Source organism: Komagataeibacter rhaeticus (genome assembly GCF_011611525.1).
Lineage (GTDB): Bacteria > Pseudomonadota > Alphaproteobacteria > Acetobacterales > Acetobacteraceae > Komagataeibacter > Komagataeibacter rhaeticus.
The window spans coordinates 3396544-3420793 of record NZ_CP050139.1 but is presented as its reverse complement, the minus strand read 5'-3'; the positions used below and the strand labels follow the sequence as shown (position 1 = coordinate 3420793).

Annotated in this window: 21 protein-coding genes and 2 pseudogenes; 6 read left to right on the top strand and 17 right to left on the bottom strand. The window is 57.1% G+C overall.

All coding sequences use genetic code 11. The annotated features are described in order from the left end of the window. Positions 1 to 492 precede the first annotated feature (492 nt). The 3 genes from GWK63_RS15815 to GWK63_RS15805 all read left to right on the top strand — a co-directional run bounded on the left by GWK63_RS15815 (position 493) and on the right by GWK63_RS15805 (position 2424). Positions 493 to 969 (top strand): hypothetical protein, encoded by a 477-nt coding sequence (locus GWK63_RS15815; RefSeq protein ID WP_034932743.1) that lies wholly within the window; start codon positions 493 to 495, stop codon positions 967 to 969. A gap of 188 nt (positions 970 to 1157) precedes the next feature. Further along, positions 1158 to 1727 (top strand): cytochrome b, encoded by a 570-nt coding sequence (locus GWK63_RS15810; RefSeq protein ID WP_223846579.1) that lies wholly within the window; start codon positions 1158 to 1160, stop codon positions 1725 to 1727. Continuing rightward, on the top strand, positions 1717 to 2424 hold the full coding sequence (locus tag GWK63_RS15805) for a VIT1/CCC1 transporter family protein (RefSeq protein WP_039998930.1): 708 nt from the start codon (positions 1717 to 1719) through the stop codon (positions 2422 to 2424). Before GWK63_RS15810 ends, GWK63_RS15805 begins: the two co-directional genes overlap by 11 nt. A gap of 237 nt (positions 2425 to 2661) precedes the next feature. Here GWK63_RS15805 and GWK63_RS15800 read toward each other — a convergent pair whose 3' ends face one another. Then, on the bottom strand, positions 2662 to 3348 hold the full coding sequence (locus GWK63_RS15800; protein WP_039998928.1) for a response regulator transcription factor: 687 nt from the start codon (positions 3346 to 3348) through the stop codon (positions 2662 to 2664). Positions 3349 to 3733: 385 nt separating this feature from the next. Here GWK63_RS15800 and GWK63_RS15795 point away from each other — a divergent pair, with 385 nt between their 5' ends. Next, a complete protein-coding gene (locus GWK63_RS15795) occupies positions 3734 to 5134 on the top strand; it encodes a sensor histidine kinase (protein WP_099963225.1) in 1401 nt (466 codons plus the stop codon). A gap of 439 nt (positions 5135 to 5573) precedes the next feature. Here GWK63_RS15795 and GWK63_RS15790 read toward each other — a convergent pair whose 3' ends face one another. The 6 genes from GWK63_RS15790 to GWK63_RS15765 form a co-directional block, all read right to left on the bottom strand. Further along, on the bottom strand, positions 5574 to 5873 hold the full coding sequence (locus GWK63_RS15790) for a WGR domain-containing protein (RefSeq protein WP_172459676.1): 300 nt from the start codon (positions 5871 to 5873) through the stop codon (positions 5574 to 5576). A 324-nt stretch (positions 5874 to 6197) separates the two neighbouring features. Then, positions 6198 to 6566, bottom strand: a complete 369-nt coding sequence (locus GWK63_RS15785) for a DUF2513 domain-containing protein (RefSeq protein ID WP_039998676.1) — start codon at positions 6564 to 6566, stop codon at positions 6198 to 6200. A 49-nt stretch (positions 6567 to 6615) separates the two neighbouring features. Then, positions 6616 to 7011: a hypothetical protein gene (locus GWK63_RS15780; protein WP_050800604.1), complete on the bottom strand. Its 396-nt coding sequence runs from the start codon at positions 7009 to 7011 to the stop codon at positions 6616 to 6618. Positions 7012 to 7288: 277 nt separating this feature from the next. Next, positions 7289 to 7912 (bottom strand): hypothetical protein, encoded by a 624-nt coding sequence (locus tag GWK63_RS15775; RefSeq protein WP_139064278.1) that lies wholly within the window; start codon positions 7910 to 7912, stop codon positions 7289 to 7291. Between the two features lie 1076 nt (positions 7913 to 8988). Then, on the bottom strand, positions 8989 to 9501 hold the full coding sequence (locus GWK63_RS15770) for a hypothetical protein (RefSeq protein WP_139064277.1): 513 nt from the start codon (positions 9499 to 9501) through the stop codon (positions 8989 to 8991). 296 nt (positions 9502 to 9797) lie between these two features. Next, entirely contained in the window at positions 9798 to 12836 is a 3039-nt protein-coding gene (locus GWK63_RS15765) for a hemagglutinin repeat-containing protein (protein ID WP_007397825.1), read from the bottom strand. Positions 12837 to 12999: 163 nt separating this feature from the next. Between GWK63_RS15765 and GWK63_RS15760 the strand changes: the two genes are divergently transcribed. After that, positions 13000 to 13796, top strand: a protein-coding gene (locus GWK63_RS15760) for an IS5 family transposase (protein ID WP_206068409.1) whose coding sequence is annotated in 2 segments (ribosomal slippage) — positions 13000 to 13339 and positions 13339 to 13796 — 798 coding nt in all. Because the reading frame shifts where the segments join, the coding sequence is not laid out codon by codon here. A gap of 92 nt (positions 13797 to 13888) precedes the next feature. On the opposite strand, the gene GWK63_RS15755 is transcribed toward GWK63_RS15760, so the two are convergent. Further along, a complete protein-coding gene (locus tag GWK63_RS15755; protein WP_139064276.1) occupies positions 13889 to 14335 on the bottom strand; it encodes a hypothetical protein in 447 nt (148 codons plus the stop codon). Positions 14336 to 14338: 3 nt separating this feature from the next. Further along, positions 14339 to 15538 (bottom strand): hypothetical protein, encoded by a 1200-nt coding sequence (locus tag GWK63_RS15750; protein ID WP_166498076.1) that lies wholly within the window; start codon positions 15536 to 15538, stop codon positions 14339 to 14341. Here GWK63_RS15750 and GWK63_RS15745 point away from each other — a divergent pair. Then, a pseudogene (locus GWK63_RS15745) lies at positions 15488 to 15892 on the top strand (IS5 family transposase); the annotation flags it as partial. The gene GWK63_RS15750 and the pseudogene GWK63_RS15745 overlap by 51 nt on opposite strands. 21 nt (positions 15893 to 15913) lie before the next feature. Here the strand turns inward: GWK63_RS15745 and GWK63_RS15740 are convergent. The 8 genes and pseudogenes from GWK63_RS15740 to GWK63_RS15700 form a co-directional block, all read right to left on the bottom strand. Beyond that, positions 15914 to 16213, bottom strand: a pseudogene (locus GWK63_RS15740) (MFS transporter); the annotation flags it as partial. Between the two features lie 275 nt (positions 16214 to 16488). Then, the gene (gene fdhD / locus GWK63_RS15730) at positions 16489 to 17298 is read right to left on the bottom strand and encodes a formate dehydrogenase accessory sulfurtransferase FdhD (RefSeq protein ID WP_034931838.1); all 810 of its coding nucleotides are present in this window, start codon (positions 17296 to 17298) and stop codon (positions 16489 to 16491) included. A 221-nt stretch (positions 17299 to 17519) separates the two neighbouring features. After that, the gene (locus GWK63_RS15725) at positions 17520 to 18143 is read right to left on the bottom strand and encodes an NTP transferase domain-containing protein (protein WP_034931836.1); all 624 of its coding nucleotides are present in this window, start codon (positions 18141 to 18143) and stop codon (positions 17520 to 17522) included. 359 nt (positions 18144 to 18502) lie between these two features. Then, positions 18503 to 20806 (bottom strand): FdhF/YdeP family oxidoreductase, encoded by a 2304-nt coding sequence (locus tag GWK63_RS15720; RefSeq protein ID WP_112209703.1) that lies wholly within the window; start codon positions 20804 to 20806, stop codon positions 18503 to 18505. A gap of 23 nt (positions 20807 to 20829) precedes the next feature. Continuing rightward, complete coding sequence (locus GWK63_RS15715) at positions 20830 to 21363, bottom strand: nitrate reductase associated protein (RefSeq protein ID WP_007399397.1); 534 nt, start codon at positions 21361 to 21363, stop codon at positions 20830 to 20832. 55 nt (positions 21364 to 21418) lie between these two features. Beyond that, a complete protein-coding gene (locus GWK63_RS17330; protein ID WP_007399396.1) occupies positions 21419 to 21568 on the bottom strand; it encodes a hypothetical protein in 150 nt (49 codons plus the stop codon). Further along, the gene (gene cydB / locus GWK63_RS15705) at positions 21555 to 22574 is read right to left on the bottom strand and encodes a cytochrome d ubiquinol oxidase subunit II (protein WP_007399395.1); all 1020 of its coding nucleotides are present in this window, start codon (positions 22572 to 22574) and stop codon (positions 21555 to 21557) included. Before cydB ends, GWK63_RS17330 begins: the two co-directional genes overlap by 14 nt. 3 nt (positions 22575 to 22577) lie before the next feature. After that, on the bottom strand, positions 22578 to 24011 hold the full coding sequence (locus GWK63_RS15700; protein WP_039999480.1) for a cytochrome ubiquinol oxidase subunit I: 1434 nt from the start codon (positions 24009 to 24011) through the stop codon (positions 22578 to 22580). Positions 24012 to 24250 lie beyond the last annotated feature (239 nt).

Genomic DNA, 24250 nt, shown 5'->3' with positions numbered 1-24250 from the left:
GCAGGCGCGCCAGGGCAGTCCGGTACCGGAAACAGCCGGAATCCTGCATGATGTCAGCCTGCGCGGTCGCAAATGATTCTCATATTATTATCGTAAAAAACGGGTCCTAATCCGGGAAGATATTATACACCTGTTTTTCTTTTCACAACATGATGTTTTTATTAAAAATTAAATATAAAAAACATGGTAAAAATTGTATTTTTATACTGATTTATTTTTTACTGATTCATGAAACGAAAATACTGATTGCCACAGCAGCTTATCCCGCCTGTCGTAGTGCCAGACAGACCGGGTATCCGTATATGGAACGACCGCATTCACGTCCGTTGCGGCCTGCGGGCAATCCCGTATCCGGCTGAAGGCGGCCACCACCGTCCGGTCATAACCGTCCACCCGGTGTTCAGGTTCACGTCATGTTTGCGTGTTAGGCCATGAAACGCATCAGCACGATGGCATGAACAGGGTCGTACGGCGGGAGGCCGGACACATAAAATGAAGTCGATAGTGCGTTACGGGCTGGCTGTCCTCATGATGACCGGCATATCTGGCTGCGCGGCCCATGCCGAAACGGACACGGACGGGATCTGCCAGACGGTGGAACAGGGTATCCGCCTGCATGTGGATGGTCTGTATGGCGGGTATCCACATTCCGTCCTGCGCGATGCGGTACTGGAAAGCGTGACCTGCCCGTCGGGCGATGCCGAACTGCGCGCGTTCCATGCCATTGCCATGCCGCCACCCCATATGCGCGTTGCCGTTACCCGCCCCACGGGACAGGGGCAGCAGGGGTCGCTGTCCGTCATGCTGTTTTCGCAGGGGCATTTCGTCATTGGCGAACGGATGTCCCTGTCCCCCTTCTCGCGCACACAGTCCCCCTTTTCGGTCAAGGCGGACATCAATCTTGCAACCGCCCGCCTGTGGAGCGACCTGGCGAACCGGATGGCGCAGGGAAAACCCGTCATTCCGTGACGGTGCAGGGGCGGCCGGGCACGCCCCGCACGCCGCGTTCATCAGGCCACGGCACCGCGCGCCTGCCGGTCCTGACGCCGCGCCGGCACCGTTCCTTTTTCCGCCCCGCGCACATAACCGGCCGGCCGCACGGGGGCGATCCCTGCCCGTTCAGGTTCGCGTCATGTTTAGATGCCATGATTGCCCCGATGAAATACAGAGCCAGCCTTCCCCCCACACGTTATGACGTGCCGACGGTCATCTTCCACTGGGGGTGCGCGGCCATTATCGTGCTGCAGTTCGCAACCGCGAATTCATGGGGCCTGTTCCACAACCCGCTCCACCATCAGCTGGTGGTCGCCCATCTGACCGCGGGCATGGTGCTGAGCGTTCTGTTTCCCGCGCGCCTGCTGTGGCGGCTGGGCTGGGGGCGGCATATCCGCGCCGCCGACCGCTGGCTTGATGCCGTGCTGGCGCGCGGCGTGGAATACAGCCTGTATGCGCTGGTCATGCTGGAAATCGTGCTGGGATACATGTGGCGGTGGGGCAATGGACAGGCCATGAGTTTCCTGTCCCTTCAGTTCATGCCGCCTTTCGGCAGGTTCTCGGCATCAGCCATCAGCCTGCTGCACGGACTGCACCAGTGGAATGGCTGGCTGATCATCGTGCTTGCCACGGGTCACGGGCTGGCGGCGTGTTTTCATTACTTCGTTCTCCGGGATGATGTTTTCCAGAGAATGCTGGTTACAGGGAATGCATCTGATGAATATGGAAAGTAGTACACCGTCACGCCCCGTGGAAATCCATGCGACATCCCGGCTGGGCTGGCTGCGGGCGGCTGTGCTGGGGGCGAATGACGGTATCCTGTCCACTTCCAGCCTGATCATTGGCGTTGCCAGCGCCCATGCGACACGGGGCAGCATCCTGCTGGCCGGAATTTCCAGTCTGGTTGCCGGGGCCATGTCCATGGCGGCGGGGGAATATGTATCCGTCAGTTCGCAGGCGGATTCAGAAAAGGCCGACCTTGCCCGCGAAAAAAAGGAACTTGGTACAAGCTGGGACGCCGAAGTCAGCGAACTGGCCGGGATATACCGCCAGCGTGGCCTGGACGACATCCTTGCGCGCAAGGTTGCCCTCCAGCTCATGAAACATGATGCACTGGGTGCCCATGCCCGTGATGAACTGGGTATTTCCGAAGCAACGGCGGCGCGTCCGGTGCAGGCTGCGTTTGCATCGGCCGGTGCGTTCTCGTCCGGTGCCATATTACCCGTCCTGGCGGCCATGCTGTCACCGGCTGGCGTGGTGTCATGGGCTGTCTGCGCCGTATCCCTGATCGGCCTGGCGGTGCTGGGCGTGGTGGGGGCACGCGCCGGGGGGGCTGCGCCATTGCGTCCGGCCGTGCGGGTCATCTTCTGGGGCATCATGGCCATGGCGGTCACGGCGGCGATTGGCCGGATATTCGGGGTGCAGACGTGATGCGTTGAATATTTTCACATATGGGAAGAATGAACAGGTACCATGAATGTAATTCTTGTAATCATGCTGGTGAAAGCTGTCGTTTCATTATTATGCATACGGCTTGTCTTCCGCCTGCATCATGACAGACATTACATGAAATCCCACGGGAACGGACCCGCGGGATAATGCCATTCCCGCAATGGGCGGTTGGCAGCGGGCGGGTCGGGACTGTTTGCGGTGCGGGTGCCCCGGGGGTTACGCGCCCATGACATAACCGCTGCCCCTGACGGTATGGATCAGGGACTGGCCGCTCTGGCCCAGTTTTTCCCGCAGGCGGCAGACATGCGTTTCGACAATGTTTGTCCGGACCGGGAAATCCATATGCCAGACATCCTTCAGCAGCATCTGCCGCGACAGCACCGTACCGGCATTCCGCATGAAATATTCCAGAAGTTTCAGTTCCTGTGGTTGCAGGAAAACCTTTTCCCCGTTCCGTGTCACCGCAAGCGTCAGCAGGTTGAGTTCCACATCGGCCACGGTCATGACTGTCGCATGCCGGACTGGGGAGGCGTGACGGAGCAGTACCTGCACGCGCGCGACAAGTTCGCGTAGCGCAAACGGCTTGACCATGTAGTCATCGGCGCCGTGCCGCAAGCCGGCAACGCGGCTTGGTACGCCGTCCATCGTTGTCAGGAACAGGACCGGCGTCGTAATGGCGTGGGAGCGCATGCGCATGAGAATTGCCAGACCATCCAGGCCGGGCAGCATCCGGTCCAGGATGATGATATCCCATGGCTGCGACAGGGCCTGGCGCGATCCGTCATTGCCGTCTGCGACGCAGACCACATCAATCCCGTTTTCCCGCAGTCCCTGCCGCACGTAATCCGTGGTTGCAGGGTCATCTTCAACCAAAAGCAGGCGGGGGCGTGTTACCGGCGTCATGATGCAGGCCAATCAACTGGTTTGGCATCCCGGACGGGACTGGTTTGCCCATCAAGGGTATCAGGATCATGATGACATGACACCCATCCATGAGGCCGGACAGGCGATGATTGGCACTTTTTAATGTATCGGTTCCATCATCCACAATGCGTGCCGGGGCATCCAGACAGGGCGCCATGCCATTTCCATTATCGGCAGGCGTGTAAATATGGCGCCTGCCCTGTAATATGGAAGCGGATGCGCCCTGCCCGCATGTATCGGGAAAGCATTGCGTGGCAACGGTTTCCAGCAGGGCCATACGGGAGCGGGGGTTAATGCGCGGGGGGCATTCGGGTAAGCTTCGGGCCGGGGCGCGGGAAATGCCGCTACGGAATGGATGGACCCAATGATGTTCTGGCACAGGATGTCCGGACGCCGGAATATGGCGACACGACGCATTATTGCCAGTACGTCGTTTCGTATCGTCACGCTGTTCGCCAGTCTTTTCATACTGGGCGGCATGGTCATGACCGTGATGTCGGGCCTGTACAGCCAGTCGACCATGCGCCAGCAGATCCGCCGGGAGGTGGAGAACGAGGGCCATGAGACATTCGCGGATGCCGGCGTTGCGGATGTCCGGCATCTCATGCCCGTCGTGCAGGGGCTGATCGCGCATGAACCCGGTTTCCATTATCTGCTTCAGGACCCCGCACAGGCCATTGTCGTGGGCAACATGCTGCATCTGCGGCCGGTACCCGGCGAACGCTGGCTGGCGTGGTCCCATCGCCTGCCACAGGAGGCAAACCGGGATATCGTTTATGGAATAGGCTATCTTCTGGATGACGGAGGCTATTACTTCGTTGGCATGGATGCCTCCCCCCTGACGCATCTGCAGCATGCGTTATGGACAACGATCCTGTGGGAAATCGCGGGATTTGGCCTGATCGGGATGGCGGGCGGCCTTTTCCTGAGCAGCCTGATCCTGAAATGGATCGAGACCATAAGCCGGACGGCACGCAGCATCATGCACGGTGACATGTCGCGCCGCATCCCGCTGCGGGGCACGGATGATGAACTTGACCATCTTTCGGAAAGCCTCAATGCAATGCTCGATCGGAACGAATTCCTGATTGCCAGCCTGAAACAGGTTTCCAATGACATCGCGCACGACATGCGCCGCCCCCTGGCGCGCCTGCGCCAGAATCTTGAACGCGCCATCGGGACCAGTGCGCCTTCGGATACCATGCACGAGCAGGTCGCGTCCGCCATCGGGGATCTGGACGCGGCGCTGGAAATATTTTCCTCGCTGCTCAAGCTGGCGCAGCTTGAGTCGGGTGCGTGGAACAACGAGATGGAACCGCTTGACCCCGCCCGGCTCCTGGAATCGGTTCTTGAACCCTACCGCTCCGTCATGGAAGACCACGGGCAGGATCTGGCAACCGACATCATGCCCGCCTGCCCCGCCATTACGGGGCATCCCGTCCTTCTGCGACAGGCCTTTTCCAACCTGATCGAGAACGCCATCCGTCACACACCGCGCCACACCACCATTACGGCCCGCGTCACGGCATCCGGTACCGGTATCCACATAGAGATAGCCGATAACGGCCCCGGCATCCCGGCCGGGGCGATGCTGCGGGTATTCGACCGCTTCGTCCGCCTTGATACAAGCCGCACGCATGACGGGAACGGGCTTGGGCTGAGCATGGTGAAAGCCATCGTGCGGCTTCACGCGGGCACGATCGTCCTGTCCGATAACAGCCCCGGCCTGAAATGCGTCATCCACCTGCCCACGGGGCATCGGTAAGCCCGCGCGGGCAGGTACCCGCCCCCCGCAGGTGGCCCGTTACGGATGCGGCGGAAAGATTGGGGCATTGTAAGCTGACATCGGCGTGAGCTTTCGCCAGATATCGATGACGCCCTGCGTATTCCCGCGCCGTGGCCGCCTGCGATGGTCCCGGCGTGCAGGGACCCGGAACGGGATATTCGACCAATGCTGCCCTGGCTCCTGATTCTGGCCGCATCGACCGCTGCTTTCGGCCTGAGTGCCGTATCAGGTGTGAGTGCTGGTTGTAATCTCCCCAAATGTGCTGGTTGAAAATTCCCCAACTGGGGAATTTTCAACCAGCACATTTGGGGAGATTACAACCAGCACTCACACCGAGCGCACCGCCCGAGGCGTTGACCGAGAAGCCCTTCTCGCCCCCCACCCCGTAGACCGGGATCGCAAAACTGAACCCGCCACTTTAGCCCCGTCGGCGCTTGGCCCGGAGCTGGCGGGCGAGAGCGTCGAGCGCCTGCCCGGCATCATGATGCAGTTCGCAGACCTGTCGGCCGGCCATCCCGATCCGCCCCCACTGCCGCACCAAGGCGGTGCCGCCGAACAGGTCGGGCTGCAGCGACAGATGGTAGAAGCGCCAGCAGTTGACGGCCGGGTCCACGCGCACCAGCGCCGCCGTTTCGGGAAACAGCGAGAGCTGGCAAGCCGGCCGGACAGGGGCCTTCGGGATGCGTTTGGGCATGATATCCTGAAAAGTGTAACACATGTCACCCGCCCCGGACAGGAAAACCGCCGCTGACGCGGGGCAGGCTGCCGGTTTCAGGCCCGGCCTGTCACACTATTACCCATAGTGTATCCTTTCATAAGCCTTACGGCTTATGAAGAGGAGTACAACATCATAGTGTAACTCTTACCTGACTGTGACGAGAGAGTCTCACGCATGTTTACCTCCCCCTTACAGGGACAAGGTGACCGCCACAGCAGGAGCAAGCCCGCCTGGTGTTGAGACGACCGATCGGCCCGGCAACGAATTCCAAATAACGCAATTAACTCGCCTGACACACCAGTATAACCAGAGAAAAGGGCGGCATCATGGAAGCCCCAACTTCAAACGGGTTTCGGCCTTGGCGATCTCCCACAGGAAACCGATACCGACACTTGCCACCCCTTTGGCGCGTTCCTTTGTCTTACGCCAGATTTCCGGGTCCCGCACCGTATCGAGGAATTCATGTCCTTCCCACGTCAAGCCAGCCACCAGCGGCATGCGCATATCGTCTTTTGCCTGAAGAAAACCGGCATCCGCCAAAAGCTTCATGGTGTAGGCAAACCGTTCATACGAACACTCTGACACCCCCAACTCGCCTGGTTCATTGAACTGGTACCAACCGGTGCCATTGAGATCGTCATTCCGCTCAATGCTGAGCAGAATATCCCGCACCAGTTCCATGTCCCGTCTCATGCGTGTCCTCTTCCCCCGCCAAAGCCAAAATTGCTGTGATTCAGCGACATTATACCTCGTCGTCCACCTTCTGCGCTTGCAATGTCATTGCCTGCACGAGCAAATGCTCGGCGTCTCTGACGGAATTGGCCTCAGCCTCAATATCACCGATTTTCAGCCGAACCTTCCGACCGGAGCGGGCTTGCAGCCACGCGCAAAACGCGCCAGCCACCGCAGAAAAAGCAGCAGGCGCCACATAGCGGATGAGATATTCCCCCAGCGCGTAATCGAAACCCTGCGCCGAATGCGGGGACAGGATTGTCCTGTTATAATCTACTTCCACGTCATTCAAGGCATGGTCGAGATCAGTCAATTCGTTTTGGTATCCGGTATCTGGTTTCGGTGGATCGTCCCAACTCGGCACCAATTCGATTCTGATACCAACGCGCTCTTCGCCCCACAGCATGTGCAATCCTTCCCCTGAACTGGGTCTAGTACACCTTCTACCCCTGATAAATGCCATTATCAGAGGTAGCGATGCGCGACGGCTTTCTACGTCAAACCTGCCTATCAAAGAAATGGTCCATACACTACAAAGAGGACACTTCCGGTAGAGCTGCTCCTTCTTTCGCATCAAACGCCCAAACACGAAATTCCTGACAGTCCCACTCCTCAGCATCCTCACAGGACCACAGGGAACCGCCCACATCATCAGTTCTCAGTGAAAATCAACGATCATCTCTTTAATTCCCCTCGAACATACCATTGGTATCCTTTTTCTTGTCTTTGTGAGGCTCAACCCATTCAAGCTGCTCGACCGGACTGCCCTTTTTATGAGGATAATAAACAATCATTGTTTTTTTAATTTCATCTGTTGTGTCTATAATAATTGTGACATGCACATAGTGATCGTTTAAGTCTCCATATCTGGGTTTGAATGTCTTTTCTTCACGAGACCCATAAGTCTCATACATACTGAAAGAATAGTATCCCATGTTCATTTCCAGATACCATTTTCCTGGAGCAACATTATCAAATTCAAACTGACAGAAACGCTGCAAGGGAGCCTTCTTCATATAAGACTGTGCCAGCTTTGAGGGTGTATCCGTAAAATGCCATCCAGACGTCTCGATTTTCCACCACTGATCAAAATAGCTGCTTTGCGGGTATAGGGTAGCATAGGTTGCCCCCCCGCTATCGCAGCGTTTTTCCTTACCATATCTGTTAATTGTATAGCCGCGTACAATCAGTTTTGACGATGAAGGGATTTTTGACCAGGCGACTTCATTCACATCGAATTGCTTTGGCAAACGTGGGCCGCCACATGCAGTAAGAGCCAAAAAACTTAACAAATATATTTTCTTCATAACTTATACCTGACAATAGAGGTGAATAGCCCCCAGATTTCTGGACGCCTTGAGCATTCAAAACCTGCTGTTGTTCGAACTGCACGGTAAGCGGCCGTTTGAGGCCGCTTACCGTGGCTGTAATCATGCTGCTCGATGTCCTGCGACGTGCTCGCCGCAACCGAACCCAGCGTGATCCCCTGCCCCGCCTGAACCGGTTGCCAGAAAGAGTATCAGGAAAAGGAGTGAGGGATTTCCTCGTCAGGCCCGCCTACCAGAGAGACGGTCCGTGTCGCCACGAAGGCGGATAATTCCAGCGATGCTGCAGGGTAACTGACGTTGTCTGTTCAGGCAGGGTCCTGATCTCCTTGACGGCAATATTCTTGCTACCGATCTCTGTAACCGCGTACCAAACGCCGATAGGCAGGTTAGAGAATGTAAACCGTCCATCCGCTCCACATGTGACATGCCGAACGAAGGGTGCAACATCAGCAGAAGCAACTTTGGGCCCGGTCATCACACCGTAACGGAACATATTATCCACAACAGGATCAGACGCTGGACTTTGCGGCAGCAGTTGCACATCATGCCCGGCGCATGTCAGTTCGTGCCCCTTACCAACAGCGTACTGAGTGAGTCCACCGTGACCGTTGGGCACGCTCTGATGGGAAAAAACGCGCATGGATGCAGAACCCGTCACCGTTGCCGTGCCCTCTTTTGTAGACCATGACATATCCTGCGCGCTTCCAAGGCTTCGTAGGGAGTCAGGAGATGGCTGGCAACCTACCAGAAAAAAAATAATTACCGACGAATATTTTCTCATTTCCAAATAATAAATCCCGGTTATATTTTATTATATAATTATTCATGAATATAAATCATGCGCCATTTCGGTAAGAACTTACTTATAATGTGAAAATTTCCCTTTCATGTGTTGCGGTAACATTTTTCCCTAGGAAGTGGTTTTTTCATTCCTTGTTCGTTATGTCAGACGGGGAGCGTTTCGTCTTTTGGGCTATCTTCGCGATCCGCACAGGTTCTTAAAGTCATAATTGATAATTTTATTTTTATATTATGTATTTTTAAAAATTTAAAAATTACCACCATAACGGATGTCCAGTTAAGTTATCATATTTTTCTTTTATTATTTTGTCGCTGTCCCTATCTCGACCAATAACGAAAGATGCAGAAAATATACCCTTACTAATGAAAATCGGCTTATCTTTATTATATTTTTTATAAAAACTAAATCCATTATTAATGGCCACGTTAAATCCGATAAAAAATCTCTCAAATAACGTGTATAATGTTTCTGACCGTGGGTCCAATTCGGTTTTTTCAATGTCTCCATTTGGGAAAGAACTCCAATCAATTTCTTCGCTTTTTTTTATTTTAAATATCGTTTCAATTATATCGAATTCCTCTCTAAGTTCCGGGATTTTGGTCAAGGGTACGTACCGCCTATATAAATTATCCAATACTAGAATAAATCCATGGTCACGGTATTCATCAGCAACAAAAAAATTAATACATCTGAAGAATAACTCCAGATCAGATGGGAATCCAAGCTCTTTCACAACAGATCCCCCATGTACATATGTCTTTTCCATAATCACCTCTTATTCGATAAAGAATATATCGTCGTAATCTATTATACCATTGCTTTTACGCACAATTCCAGAAATTATTTTATCTTTTAATTATTCAGATACAACCTGACCACGGGTTTCTATATACACTGTTTGTTTAGTCCCAGGAGGCAGATGAACACGTCTTTGCAACGCCTGCTTCACTATAAAGCGGATAACGCGCGATGGTCTGCTGAGATCATAATTTTTAGCTTCATAGCTAATATTAGTAGTCTCATCGACGTACTCAGGCCTAACGCTTCCTTTCGTCCCATACGTTACTTTTTTCCATCTTTATAACTTGCCTGCTTGTTTTCTTTTTCGCCAGCTCGATCGTAGACGTGTTGCTCTGTTTCTTTCCATGTCGGTCTCTCGCTCATTTCATTGAGCAAAGTCGTCACGCCTGTTGCAGAAACACCAACTCCTAGTGCCTTCTGTGCAGCAAGGATAGCCGCTTCAGCGTTTGCTGCCACCAGATCTGAAGCTATAGAAGAACCGGCAAGTGCAACGCTGGCAGCCCCATCCTCAGGCAACGATGTTATTGCCGCTCCGAGAAGGACAAGTGCGCTGCCTGCCAGTTCGACCTGCTGGGATGCACTCATGCGGGGAAAAGCTCGCAGCCCTCCTGCAGGATCATGAGCGAACGAGTAAATATTATCTGCGAGATGAGGATCTGCCGTGATCTGCCAGTGTTCATCATTGTTGGCGTCTACGGTCAGAGCCGCAGTCTGTGAAACCATATGACGCTGTTCTTTCGAAGGAGCCGAACCATTACCTAGCTGCACCTTCGCAGATTGAATTGTATCCGGTTGCGCTGGCTGCTCAGATCCCATCCGCCGCGCATGACTGACCATGCGATCCGCAGACCCGGTATCGCCAGAAGCCGGTGTCGTACCAAGATCGGTGCTTCCATTGTTAGGTCCGGCTTTATCTTTGATAGACTGTTCTGATGAACTGGCTGCATCGCTACGCGCATCGTCCGAAACAGTTGCGCCATGTTCCTTACTGCCAGCAGTGGCCATGTCATGACCCTGCTTGGCCGTCCATGCCGCCTCCTGGGCTACTGTCTCGGCCTCATTGGCGAGCGCCAGGACATTGCTTTCCTTGCTGGCGTCAAAATCGTTGGCGATGGCCTGGTTGGCGGTGGACGGATCACGCGAGAGACTGCCGGACGTAGCGCCTGCCTTCACCGTAATGTTCGAACCGATCGCCGACTGGCTTTCCGTCTCATGGGAACCGGCTACCGCCGCCGCCGAAGCCATGGGAATGCCGTTATCCGCAAACCCGGCACTATCGGTATCTCCCCCGCCCTGCATCGTGCTGTAGGAGAAACTGGCCGACGCCCCGGCGTAATCGGAGACATTCTTCTCCCCACTGGCCGTAAGGCTGCCTGTCGTAAGACTGTTGAGCGCCGATGCCGCCGTGCTCTCGATCACCCCGGCGTCAAGGCTGGTATTGCCCGCAACGGCGATGTTCACGCCACCATTGCCAGCATGGATCCCCGATAGCCCGCTGGCTTCCGTCGAGGCGTAGGTATCACCGAGCGCGCCGCCCGAGGCGTTGACCGAGAAGCCCTTCTCGCCCCCCACCCCGTAGACCGGGATCGCGAAACTGAACCCGCCACTTTCCTGGTTGCTGGAATAGCTCGCCGTGTCCTGCGCCGAGGTGATGTCCAGGCTGCCCGTCGTCACGTCCACGGATCCACCCGAGACCTTTGCCCCGTCCAGCGTGGTCGCGCCGCCCGCATTGTTGACGGTCACGTTATCCGTGCCCGTCACCGTGGTATCAACCTGCGTGGCGCTCCGCGCATCGCTCCGGGCATGGGAGCCACCGACCTGGCCCGTAACACTGACCCCAAAGCCGCCATCCGAACTCAGCGATGCCGTCGCCCCGATAAAGGCGGACTCCGAAGACTGGCTGGACGTGGTATGCGTGGTGTCCTGCCCGGACTGCAGCGTCACCGTTCCCGGCGCGTTCAGGGTGACCGTCTGCCCGGAAAGCTGCGACGCCGTGGCAATGATGTCACCGGCATTGCTGTCGGCGTTACCACGCCCGGCCCCCGTCGCCGTGACCGTCAGGGCATCCCCGGCGGCGGCCGTCGATCCCTGCACCGTCGTCGTGGTGGAACTTTCGGCCTGCCGGTCATGCGAGAACCCGACCTCGGCGCTCACACCGACCAGTTCAACCTCACCGCTCGCTGCATCCTTGCTCAGCGCCTGCGCGACAGACATGCCAGCCTGCGCGCCACTGATCCCGGCCGACGCCGCATCCAGCGTACGGTTCGCCGTATCCGTGTCGCTCGCAGCCTGCGCCGCACCCAGCGCCATGTCCGCGACCTGCCCGACCACGGAATTGTCCGACAGGCCGGATTTCAGGCCGATAAAGCTGGAATCGCTGGTCTGGGAGTCCGTCGCGACATTATTGAGGGCATTGAACGAGACCGACGATCCTGAAACACTCAGGTCCTTCGCCGCCTCAAGCCCGGACGCATTGATCGTGACCGGACCACCCGCCGCAACGGTTACGTCTCCGCCCGTTGACCCGATTTCGCTGGGGGTCCGGGTCCACGTCGTGCTGCTGTCATTGGCGGTCTGGCTCGATTTGCCAAAGCCAATCTCGAACCCGGCGCCGCTGGTGCCCACGAACGGGCCGCTTTTCTCCTGGCTGTAGGCAGACTGCGCCGTATCCTTCAGGGCGTTTTCGGTGAACGTTCCACCCGCCTGGAGCGTGACATTGCCGCCACCTGCGACAGTGCCCGCCACGGACATATCCCCGCCCGAGACCATGGTGACATTGTCATTGGCCGCCACCGTGCTGCCGACCTGGTCGGTGGAGCTCTCGCTCGAGGTCGTGGTGGTCCTGTTCAGGAAGCCGTGCTCGACCGTGCGGGTATAGGAGGACTGGCTGTCGGTGACCGCGTTGAGGTTCACGTTGCCCGTCGCCATCAGCGTAGCCGACTTCCCGGCCGCGACCGTGGCGCCCGCCAGGGTGAGATCGCCGCCGAGGGCGGCTGCCGTCAGGTTCCCGCCCGTGCTGATCGACGCCCCGAAATTCTCCGTCTCGGCCGCGCGGTGGCTGTAATCATGCTGCTCGATGTCCTGCGACGCGCTCGCCGCAACCGAACCCAGCGTGATCCCCTGCCCTGCCACAAGCGTGGTATCGCCCAGCGCGCTAAGCGACCCGCCATCAAACGTGATGTCCTTCGCCGCATAGATCTGCGCATCGCCCCCCGAGGTGATGGTACCCTGCGCGCCCAGCGACTGCGCCTTCCCGCCATCGACCATGAAGGTATTGAGCTGGTCCTCGTTGACGACCAAGCCGTTCAGCGCCGCCCGAAATGAACGAGATCATCGTCGACATGGTCGGATCGCTGCTACGGCGAAAGCCCGGCAGATGCATGGTGTTCGACGTAACGACAAGATCGGCCGTAGCCCGTAGTTAGGGCCTGTTAGATCTTGAAATTCTTCCCATATTGTAAGGATGGAAGAAGGAGACGGAACCGGCACTTTTACGGACGAGACATGGGCGATCTGGGAACCTTTGATTGAGGCGGTTCGCCCAAAGGGGAAGACGCCGCCCCATGATCTGCGGCGCACGCTAGCAGCGATTTTCTGGCGTCATGAGAATGGCACGAAATGGCGGAGCATCCCCGCTGAACTGGGGCCATGGTGGCGAGCGGCGCAGCTTTTCATCCGCTGGGCGAAGCTGGGTGTGTGGGAACGCCTGCTCGCACTGGTTCAGGAACAACAGGGGCTTGCTCTCGGAATGATTTTTCTGGATAGCACAAACATCAGGGTTCACCACAAGGCGGCAGGAGCCCAAAAAAGGGGGCCTCTCGCCACGAGCGAGATCATCGTGAAGCGCTTGGCCGCTCTCGCGGCGGCTATGGCACGAAAGTCTGCGTGATCGCGGACGGACACGGAAAAGCTATCGGTTTTGCGCTGGCGCCGGGGCAGGCCCATGAACTGCCCCTGGCACCAGCCATGCTCGATAGCCTCACCGCCATTCCCTTGTGGGTCGTGGCGGACAAGGGCTATGCGTCGGACGTCTTCCGTGAACGGATATGGGACATGGGAGCCCGGCCCGCCATTCCTGCAAAACGACGCGATGCGCCGGTCGCCTGCCCAAAATGGGCTTATCGGTGCCGGCATCTCGTTGAGAACCTCTGGGCTCGCCTCAAGGAGTGGCGCGCTGTCGCAACCAGATACGAAAAAACAGCAACGTCCTTCCTCGCGGTCATCCATATCGCTGCCGCTGCAGACTGGATCAAGCCCTAACAGGCCCTAGACCAACAACGAGTAAGTAAAAATCTATACTACAAAACAATTAGATATAAAAATTTCTATTTTGTGTGACATAATCAATAATGTCAGAATCTTATTGGAACAAATCCATGTTTATCAAATCCAACATGATTTATATCCAATATATTAACTAATCTTTTATTAAAAGTATTATTTATTTGAGAATTTCCACATGCTTCTAGGAAGTCCCTTCCTTTGTCTGACAAGTACAATTGGTAACTAGACCATATCGCAAATCCATCTATATTGTTTGGTGTATTTTGCGACATTTGTGCAAAAATATAATTTATTTCTTCCTGTGTTGGATCACCATCCGGATAATCAATACCCATAAATCCTATTTTTATTACTCTGTAAGCAAAATCCAGAGCCTCCTGACACCATGTCCTTTCGTATTCAATACCGGAATTTCTCCACGTTCTTATTATTTCCGGCTCCCAAAAATAAAAAAGAGTATAAACATCATCTTTACACAACTCAAGAAAATTCTTGTAATATACAATTAATTCCATGTCTCAGTCCTTTGGAAATTTGAATTTCAGATTCCCACCTTTTATATTTCTAATACTATCTGTATTTATTTCAACCGTCGCCATATCTTTTTTTGTACGAAAACTTGCCGCCCCTGCAGGTCGGTACGTGACAGCCATTCCATCCGCAAATATCGCTGCCCATCCTCCCGTTTGATTCTTAACTGTCAATGGTCGGAATCTTGACGGCACTTGACCGCCGAAAGCCTGCCTAGCAAAAGTTTCTGCCGTAGTATTAGGGTCGCTGCTGCTCGGCATGATCTGCGCATTACCGGTGCCTCGTTCACCTATGAATGTTCCATCTTGATTTACAAGATAAGATAGATGAGAACTATACAAATCATTTAAGGCAGTCTGTATCTTTACGCGATCTGATACGCTCTTATTTGTGTCCGGATCAATAATATCCGTAATTGTGGCCGAATGTTGCGATACAGTTGTGTGTCCCGTATGCACTCCGTTTATTTCTGGTATTTCTTTTTTATTGTTGACAAAAACAAAATATTCGCCAGTTTCCCGTTGACGAAATATTACATTCCCTTTGTCATCACGGACTGGGGCGCCGGCTCCTCCAACGAGATCGTAATCTTCCCCGTTATATTCGCTATATACATGATGAATAACTTTTGGGTTATCGATCGAAGATGTCCCGACATAACCTGTCGGCAGATCCTTTTGCTCAACGGTTTTCTCATTCTCATGAGCTTCATTGTACTGCTGAATAGCTGAAGCATATCCCGCCCCACTGAGGGCGTTGACCGTCGTATCGCCACCGGAAGCCGCGCCGGCTGCTGCTCCCGCGCCGGCCCCAATGACGTTGCTCAGCACATTCTCGATCACACGCTGGCCGTCTGCATCATCCGTCATGGATCGGGCTACGGATTCAGCCCACTGGCGCGTGGCTATCGTGGCAACGTCACCCGCCGCCGTGCTGGCAGCCACAGAGCCGATATTTCCTCCAGCAAGGCCCGCTATCAGCGCATTGCCCGCCGTCTCGATGCCGATGCGTCCCCAGGCATTTGAAACGTCCTTCGTTCCAAACCCGGCAACATGAGCGTCATCCAGCGCATCCGAAACCATTTGTAAATGCTGTTTCAAAATTCCCCACATGTGCTGTCGGAAAATTCCCCAGCACGCCATATCGTGACTGATACCTGCGGCTTCCTGATCTTTCTCCTCGTTCATGCCGCTGACATCCAGGACCGTGATGGGGCGGTTGATGTTCTGGCGGCAATACGCAGGCGCTTTCCCTGGCTGCGTCACATCTTCGCTGATGGCGGCTATGCTGGCGACAAATTGCGATCCGCGCTCGCCTCCATGGGAAAATGGACGATCGAAATCATCAGGCGGTCCGATACGGTGAAAGGCTTTCAGATCCTGCCGCGCCGCTGGGTGGTTGAACGGACATTCGCCTGGCTGGGACGGTGCAGGCGGCTCGCCAAAGATTGGGAAAAGTCCATTGCTTCCTCAACCGCATGGACATTGATCGCCTCGATCCGCATGCTCACACGACGGACAGCAAGGCATTGTCAAGCTTGAAAAACTTTCGGATCGGGCTCTCAGGGACAGACCCGCGATAACCAGGATCTGGGCGCCGATTGCAACCCGGCGCGGCCCGAAATGATCAACAAGCGCACCGGCCAGCACACGCAGCAGGGCACCGGCCAGCACCGGGGTTGCAACCAGAAGCCCCTTCTGGCCGGCATTCAGGTGCAGGTCATGGGCAATCGAAATTCCCAGCGGCCCAAGAAGGACCCACACCATGAACGAGACATCGAAGTAAAGGAACGCCGCCAGAAGAGTACGCGGGTTTCCAGCCTTGAGGAATCCTTTGTCCACGTCATCGCATCCAGTCTCCATCCAGCAGCATGACGGAGACGCCTTTTTCAGGCACGGTGGCCATCGTTGGCCGTCCGGGTGTCGTCGTGACCGATTGCGCCATTTTCCCCTCATTCACCGCCATTGATGAACGAGTCTGTAAGGAAACCTGCGCTGTTTTCCATTTGCACACGGAATAATGCGATGTCAAAACATTTTTCGACGGCCGCCCATCCGCGCCACGGCCGGGGGCAGGCATGGCCTGCCCCGCCCCTGCCAGTTGGCCGCGTGCCCGCACTGCCGGAAAAAAAGGCGGCCTACCAGACCAGTCGCCTGCCGCCACAGAACAGTGTCTGCCCGTCATGACGGGCAACGGCAATCAGGGTCTGGTCCATTTTTTCAGCCGCACGGAAGGCACGATAGGTCGGGGCCGAAATCGCAACCACGACGGCAATGCCCGCCCGTATCGTCTTGAGCGCCATTTCAAACGAATACCGGCTTGTCAGCAGGCAGAATCCCCCATGCAGGGCATCCGCATCCGGATGGCAGGCGCGCGCACCGATCAGCTTGTCCAGCGCATTATGCCGTCCCACATCTTCGCGGATCATGTGGATATTACCGTTCCTGTCCGCCCACGCTGCCGCGTGGACCATGCGCGTCGCGGCATTGAGCGTCTGCCACCCGCGCAGTTCATGTAATGCCCCGCGTATTGCTACCACCGACAGGCGGGGACCGTCCGGCAGCGGTGTCGCGGCCACGGCATCGTATGCCGGTACCGTCTCGCTTCCGCATATGCCACAGCTGGAATGACCAGTCCGCATGCGGACATCACGGCGCATGAGACGCGTCAATGCCGCACCCTTTATGGAAATATCAAGCGACAGCCCATCCTGCGTCTCCGCGACATCCACGGACCGGATATCCGCAACCGAAGCCACGATCCGTTCGGTCATGCAGTATCCATAGGCAAAATCTTTCAGGTCCGCCGGCGTCATCATCATCGTGCCATACGGGAAAATGCCGTTGAACAGGAGACTGACCGGAACCTCCTCGGCCACATTCAGGCTGAATGGCTCATCCGGGCGGGACAGGGTGCTGACATCCAATGGAAGGAAAAGGGCAGACATTACGGCGGCCTCGGGTCATCTGGGGCAGTGTATCAATACTCACGGGATGTGGCAGGAAGCCCGTTACGTCACACCGTTCACGTAACGCCCATTTTTCCATATCGGGATATGCCGCCTGATTTCATCACGGATGTAACGGCATGCACCGGGGCTGCCGTCCCGCGTATTGCATGCGCGCGCCACAGCATCCTGAAGCCGCGCGCAATACCGCAACTCGATATTCAGCATCCTGCTTCCTGTCCATAACGCGCAAGGCGCCTTAGTACCCGGTCCCGCTCATCAGGCGAATTGACGTTTTCCAGCGCGCCGGTTCCCGGCGGGGCAAGAAAGCGCACCGGTGAACTGGCGAGCATCTGCCGCAGCCGGATTTTCCTGCAGGCCGCATGTTCCTGCAGGCTTGCCAGCATCGCGGGTTCCCATATCGTGCAGAGCGGCTCTGGCAGTCCGTCGCCTTCACTCAGATAGGCCGTGGCATCCATATCCGCATTGCGTTCATCAACAAGGGTTGCAAGCGTCCTGTCATCCAGCATGGGCAGGTCACAGGCCACGACCAGCCAGGCCACATCCGGATACGCCGCATGGGCCGACAGCACGCCGAGCATTGGCCCGCCGTCCAGTTTTTCCCCCATTCCCTTCCGGTCCACGATACAGGGATAGGACGCCCGGAGCGGGTCGTGCCCCTGATCGGGTCGTATCGAGACGAAACAGCGCCTGACATGGCGCCCCAGCAGGTCAAAAGCACGGGCAAGCTGCGGCCGGCCACCATAGGGCAGCGCCGCCTTGTCCTGCCCCATGCGGCGGCTCGCGCCCCCCGCCAGGACCAGCCCATACAGCAATGCCGTCATGGTTCGCGCCCCCCCAGGCCATGGGGACCGTACATGAAGCCCATATCATCCCCCGACATCATGCATTTCGATTTTTTTTTTCCGCCGGTATGCTGCCCCCCCCCCCCGCGCGACATTGATGCATGATGGCGCGCATGTTCCTTAATATAGCGGTCCGTCCTGTGGCGCCATATCCGTGGCGGGAAGGCACGCAACTGCCGGTCACCCTCGCCATCGTCAGCACCACCGCGCATAACGGCGCGCGGGCCGGTTCCTGTCGTGGCAGAAAGACGGGTACGGAGCTTCCCGCCCGATAACGGGCGGGAAGGCGGCATGGGACCGACCGTCTGCCGTCATCATCATCCATGGCCCCTGCCCTGTCAGCCGGCAATGCGGATTGGGGGGGCTGCCGCAACACTTTCCACGACTTTTACCGGGATGGATTTGGCAGCAGGCGTTCCACTGATCTCGTCAAAGTAATCCAGCGGCAGCAACGGATTCAGTTCCGGGTAGTATCCGGCTATGGCACCGCGCGGCATGGGGTAGTCAAGCACGTTCAGCCCATCGACATAGCGCCTGACCCCGTCATCGCTATAGGTTTCAAGGCCAATCACCGCACCATTCGTCAGGCCCCGTTCTGCCATGTCATCCCTGTTCATGAACACGACAAGACGGGTGTTGTACACCCCGCGATAGCGGTCGCTGTTGCTGTAGATGGTCGTATTATACTGGTCATGTGAACGAATGGTCGCAAGACGCAGCATGGCCGTGTCCTTGACCGGCACGTTGACCTCCAGTCCCGGCAGCACGAGGAAATTCGCCTTGCCGTTGGGTGTCTTCCACACACGCCGCCGGGGTGGAATGTCGAGATGGAAGCCATGCGGACTCTTGATCCTTTCAGAAAAGTCCGCATAGATTTCAGGATAGACCTCGGCAATCCTGTCCCGGATCAGGGTGTAATCAACCATATAATCCGCCCACGGCGTGCGGGAGTCAGGCAGCGTTGCCATGGCCATGCGGCAGACAATTTCCGTTTCCGGCCGCACATGTTCGGTTACGGGTTCGAATACCCCCCGCGAAGCCGTCACGTTTGACATCGCATCCTCAATGGTCACGAACTGCTCACCGGCTTCCGTACGGATGATTTCCGAACGGGCAACAACCGGCAGGATGAGCGCGTCCCTGCCATGCACCAGATGCCCCCGGTTCAGCTTTGTCGCCACGCCAACCGTCAGGTTGAGGTTCCGCATGGCGGCATAGGAACGATCCGTATCGGGCACGGCGCGGATGAAATTGCCCCCCATGCCGAAGAACACCCTGGCGGTGCCCGCTTCCATGGCCTCGACCGCTTCCAGCACATGGTGCCCGTGTTCGCGCGGTGGTTCAAACCCGAAAACGTCCCGCACCCGGTCCAGATAGGCCTGGGTCGGTTTTTCATCAATGCCAACCGTGCGGTCACCCTGCACGTTGGAATGACCACGGATCGGCGCGATACCGGCACCGGGCTTGCCGAAATTGCCGCGCAGGAAAAGCAGGTTGGCGACCTGCTGGATCAGGCGTGACCCTTCCTGATGCTGCGTCAGCCCCATGCCGTAACAGATGATCGTGGCGTTGGATTTCATGTAGATATCCGCAATCCTGCGGATCTGTTCCTCGGTTATGCCCGAGATGCGGGTGATGTCCGCCCAGCTACAGCCCATGACATCATCACGCAGGGCTTCCATGCCCGCCGTATGGTCGTTGATGAAGTCAAGGTCCAGCACCTTTTCGCCGCGTGCCTCGGCCTCAAAAAGCGCCTTCATCATGCCCTTGAAGATGGCCAGGTCGCCACCGATGCGCACATGCACGAATTCGCTGGAAATGGGGGTCGAACCGAACGTGCCCATCTGCAGCACGTCCTGCGGTTCCGTAAAGCGGATCAGCGCGCGCTCGGGCATCGGGTTGATCAGCACGATCGGCACGCCGCGCTTGCGGGCTTCGACCAGGTTGGTCATCATGCGCGGCGAATTGGTGCCGGTATTCTGCCCCACCACGAATATCGCCTCGGCATGTTCGAAATCGCCCATGACGATCGTGCCCTTGCCAATGCCGATGGCAGGCGGCAGGCCACGGCTGGTCGGCTCGTGGCACATGTTCGAGCAGTCGGGAAAATTGTTGGTGCCGAATTCACGCACGAATATCGAATAAAGGAACGCGGTCTCGTTCGCCGTGCGGCCGGATGTATAGAACTCGGCCTGATGCGGGCTGTCGAGGGCGCGCAGGTGCTGGCCGATCAGGGCAAATGCATCATCCCATGCCACGGGCACGTAGCGGTCACTTTCAGCATCGTAGCGCATCGGCTCGGTCAGGCGGCCCTGCATTTCCAGCCAGTAATCGCTTTTCTGCATCAGTTCGGTGACAGTGTATTTTTCAAAGAACTCCCGCGTCACGCGTGCCTTCGTTGCTTCATGCGCCAGTGCCTTGGCCCCGTTTTCACAGAATTCCAGCGTCTTGCGATGGTCGGGATCGGGGAAGGCACAGCTTGGGCATTTGAAACCGCCCGGCTGGTTCATGGCCAGCAGCCCGCGTGATCCCTTGACCAGCACGCTCTGTTCCATCAGCACCTTCGCGGTCGCGCCAGCAGCCCCCCACCCGCCAGCTGGATGATGATAGGGTTTGTATTCGGGCGTTTTGTCGTTGCTCATGATCTCGACCCTCTTGGCTTTATTCAGTTGGGCAGGCGGAGGCGGGCAGGCGATACGGCTGCGGAACCGGGGGAAGCTCCCGCATCATGCAGCAGCCCCGCATGCTGTTGCACAAGACCGAACTCCCGCATCGCTGGCACAAAATTTTCATTTTCATGCTTCGAGCGGGCCAGCTTCACCAGGGCAAATCGCTGGAGCGGCAGTAGCGCGGCCCATTGCCTCGGCGTGGGTGGGGCTATGCCATCAGCCTGTGCCTGGGTTCTGACCGCGTCGGGCATCTGGTCTTCCTCCTGCCAGGCTTCCAGCCCACGGGTCGCAAGCTGGCGCAGGGGCTCGTCACTGCGAGCCGCGATCAGGTGGGCTACCAGTGCGCGATAGGTAGCCTGTTCGGGCACGGTTTCGCACGGCAGGTCGGCCAGCTGGCCCCTTTCTTCGCGCGTAAACCGGCTCCACTGCCGCAGGCTCAGCTTTATGCCGACAATATCAAGCTTCTGGCGGGCGATCATCGGAATGCAGCGCAGGGAGCCAGCAAAGTCACGTTCAAAGTCAAAAAGCATGGGACCAGATCCCTTATTGGCGGGAGGGGAATGTCGGGCGGTCATACCGCCCGTTTTACCTGGGAATGATCAGGTGAAGCAGGGACGCCGCCCCGAAAAATACGAGGGTGCTCAACGACCAGATCGCAACGAACCATGCGACCCGAACCCCGGCGCGGGGTGGCGCGTCATCTCCGTTCCCCCGGACAATATCAGTGATACCCATCGGTTTCCGTCACCTTTCCGCGAAAGACGTGATAGGAATAGATCGTGTAGGTCAGGATGACCGGCAGCAGGATGGCGGTGCCGATCAGCTGGAAGAACTGGCTGGACGGCGGGGATGACACATCCCACAGCGTCAGGCCCGGCGGCACGGCATAGGGCCACACCGTAATCCCCAGTCCGGACAGACACAGGAAGAACCAGCCCAGCGCGCACAGGAACGGCCCCTTTGAATGCCCCCTGCGCAGCCCCATGACGAACAGCGCGCCGAGTACCACCGTAAGAACCGGCACGGGTGCCACGAACAGGATGTTCGGCCAGTCGGTCCAGCGCCGCAGGTAAGGGGCATGCAGCAGCGGCGTCCACAGGCTGACCGCGACAATGCCGATGAACAGGCCCACGGCCAGCCGGGCAGCCCAGCGGCGGCATGATGCCTCCAGCACGCCAGTGGTGCGCCAGATCAGCCACGTTGCGCCGAGCAGGGCATAACCACACATGACGGACAGGCCACACAGGATGCTGAACGGTGTCAGCCAGTCAAATGGCCCCCCCGCAAAAGCCCCATCGACAACCCTGATGCCCTGCACCACGCCACCCAGTATCGTGCCCTGACAGAAGGTGGCCATGGCGGAACCGGCCATAAAACCGGCATTCCACAGCCCTTCCCGTCCCGTCCCGCGCGTCATGACACGGAATTCGAACGCCACGCCACGAAAGATCAGCGCGAGCAGCATCAGCACGATTGGCAGGTAGAAGGCCGGCAGCAGGGTGGCGTAGGCACCGGGAAAAACCCCGTAAAGCACGGCACCCCCCAGCACCATCCAGGTCTCGTTCCCATCCCATACGGGGGCGATGGTGTTGACCATCACATCCCGGCGGTCCGGATGGCGTTCGAGTGCGAACAGCATGCCGATGCCAAGGTCAAAGCCATCAAGGACGACATAGATCGAAATGGCGGCCACCAGAATGACGGCCCATATGATGGGGAGCCAGTATGCGAAGTCCATCATGCCTCAGGCTCCTTTGCCAGTAGAGGGATCAATCACGCCCGGATGCATGCTGGTGGCCAGAATCCCGGATGCGTGGGAGGGCGGGGTCTCATGCTCGCCCTCCTGCGGCGCACGGCCCAGCATGCGGACCAGAATGCCCATCCCGGAACCGAACACGAGCACGTAGACCACCACGAACGCCGTCATCGAAAACGCCATGGAGGACAGGGCAACCGGCGATACGCTGTCAGACGTGCGCAGCAGGCCATAGACGGTCCAGGGCTGGCGCCCCACTTCGGTCGTGACCCAGCCGCACAGCAGGGCAAGGAAGCCCGCGGGCGCCATGCAGAGTGCGACACGATGAAAAACCGGGTTGGTGAACAGGGTGCTGTTTCGCCGCAGCCACAGGGACCACAGCCCCACCAGCATCATCAGCATGCCAAGTGCGACCATGATGCGGAAAGAGAAGAAGATGACCGGTGAAGGCGGCCGCTGGTCACGGGGAAAGTCCTTCATGCCCGGCACCCTGCCGTTCAGGCTGTGCGTCAGGATCAGCGATCCGGCCAGCGGCAGTTTGATGGCATAATCCGTATGTTCGGTCTTCATGTTGGGAATACCGAACAGCAGTTCGGGCGCATGATCTTCCGAGACCCAGTCCCCTTCCATCGCAGCAATCTTGACCGGCTGGTATTTGAGCGTGTTCAGGCCATGCGCGTCACCTGCAAGGATCTGGAGCGGGGCCACGATGGCCGCCATCCACATGGCCATGGAGAACATGACCCGCACCGGCTCGCTGGAGATCTTTCCTGCCTTGCGGGCTTTCAGCATATGCCACGCCCCCGTGGCCCCCACGATGAAGGCCACCGACAGGAAGGCCGCCAGTCCCATATGCACCAGACGGAACGGGAAGGACGGGTTGAAGATGATCGCCAGCCAGTCAGCGGGCATGAACCGGCCCGTGGCGGGGTCGATGGTATAACCACGCGGTGTCTGCATCCATGAATTGGAGGACAGTATCCATGTCATGGAAATCAGGGTGCCGACCGACACGCAGCATGTGGCCGCAAAATGCAACCCACGTCCCACCCTGTTCATGCCAAACAGCATGACGCCAAGGAAGCCTGCTTCCAGAAAGAAGGCGGTCATGACCTCATAGGACAGGAGCACGCCCGTAATCGGCCCGGCCTTTTTGGAAAAGATCGACCAGTTCGTGCCGAATTCGTACGACATGACCAGCCCCGAGACGACCCCCATGCCAAAGACAATCGAGAAGACCTTGATCCAGTATCGGTACAGATCAAGGAATACCGGGCGCCCGGTCCTGAGCCACAACCCTTCCAGCACAGCCAGATAGGCCGCCAGACCGATTGAAAAGGCCGGAAAGATGATATGGACGCCTACGGTAAAGGCGAACTGGAAGCGCGCCAGAAGAAGCGCCGGGTCATGTGCGTACTGCATCGATACTTTCCAAAACTTATGCTCAACAAGCAAAACCGTAAATGACTTCCTGGCATAGTGGTTCCGTAGCAATGCACCGCCCTGAAAGACGGATGCATGCCCGGATGTCTCGGGAACCGTGGTAGATCAGCCAGACGCATGATGTCCAAGACAGATTACACATAATATCATAAACGGTGTTTATGATAAAGAAATCGTCAGGCCATGTCTGGTTATGGATGAATATAGATGATCAGGAG

Bases quoted from the DNA above. Each gene is read 5' to 3' on its own strand.
- GWK63_RS15770 (WP_139064277.1), bottom strand. From the start codon at position 9,501: ATGGAAAAGACATATGTACATGGGGGATCTGTTGTGAAAGAGCTTGGA.
- GWK63_RS15810 (WP_223846579.1), top strand. From the start codon at position 1,158: ATGAAATACAGAGCCAGCCTTCCCCCCACACGTTATGACGTGCCGACG.
- GWK63_RS15755 (WP_139064276.1), bottom strand. From the start codon at position 14,335: ATGGAATTAATTGTATATTACAAGAATTTTCTTGAGTTGTGTAAAGAT.
- fdhD (WP_034931838.1), bottom strand. From the start codon at position 17,298: ATGTCTGCCCTTTTCCTTCCATTGGATGTCAGCACCCTGTCCCGCCCG.
- GWK63_RS17330 (WP_007399396.1), bottom strand. From the start codon at position 21,568: ATGGGTATCACTGATATTGTCCGGGGGAACGGAGATGACGCGCCACCC.
- GWK63_RS15795 (WP_099963225.1), top strand. From the start codon at position 3,734: ATGATGTTCTGGCACAGGATGTCCGGACGCCGGAATATGGCGACACGA.
- GWK63_RS15715 (WP_007399397.1), bottom strand. From the start codon at position 21,363: ATGCTTTTTGACTTTGAACGTGACTTTGCTGGCTCCCTGCGCTGCATT.
- GWK63_RS15785 (WP_039998676.1), bottom strand. From the start codon at position 6,566: ATGAGACGGGACATGGAACTGGTGCGGGATATTCTGCTCAGCATTGAG.
- GWK63_RS15700 (WP_039999480.1), bottom strand. From the start codon at position 24,011: ATGCAGTACGCACATGACCCGGCGCTTCTTCTGGCGCGCTTCCAGTTC.
- GWK63_RS15780 (WP_050800604.1), bottom strand. From the start codon at position 7,011: ATGCTGTGGGGCGAAGAGCGCGTTGGTATCAGAATCGAATTGGTGCCG.
- GWK63_RS15775 (WP_139064278.1), bottom strand. From the start codon at position 7,912: ATGAAGAAAATATATTTGTTAAGTTTTTTGGCTCTTACTGCATGTGGC.
- GWK63_RS15790 (WP_172459676.1), bottom strand. From the start codon at position 5,873: ATGTGTTACACTTTTCAGGATATCATGCCCAAACGCATCCCGAAGGCC.
- GWK63_RS15815 (WP_034932743.1), top strand. From the start codon at position 493: ATGAAGTCGATAGTGCGTTACGGGCTGGCTGTCCTCATGATGACCGGC.
- GWK63_RS15750 (WP_166498076.1), bottom strand. From the start codon at position 15,538: ATGAACGAGGAGAAAGATCAGGAAGCCGCAGGTATCAGTCACGATATG.
- GWK63_RS15725 (WP_034931836.1), bottom strand. From the start codon at position 18,143: ATGACGGCATTGCTGTATGGGCTGGTCCTGGCGGGGGGCGCGAGCCGC.
- GWK63_RS15800 (WP_039998928.1), bottom strand. From the start codon at position 3,348: ATGACGCCGGTAACACGCCCCCGCCTGCTTTTGGTTGAAGATGACCCT.
- cydB (WP_007399395.1), bottom strand. From the start codon at position 22,574: ATGATGGACTTCGCATACTGGCTCCCCATCATATGGGCCGTCATTCTG.
- GWK63_RS15720 (WP_112209703.1), bottom strand. From the start codon at position 20,806: ATGAGCAACGACAAAACGCCCGAATACAAACCCTATCATCATCCAGCT.
- GWK63_RS15805 (WP_039998930.1), top strand. From the start codon at position 1,717: ATGGAAAGTAGTACACCGTCACGCCCCGTGGAAATCCATGCGACATCC.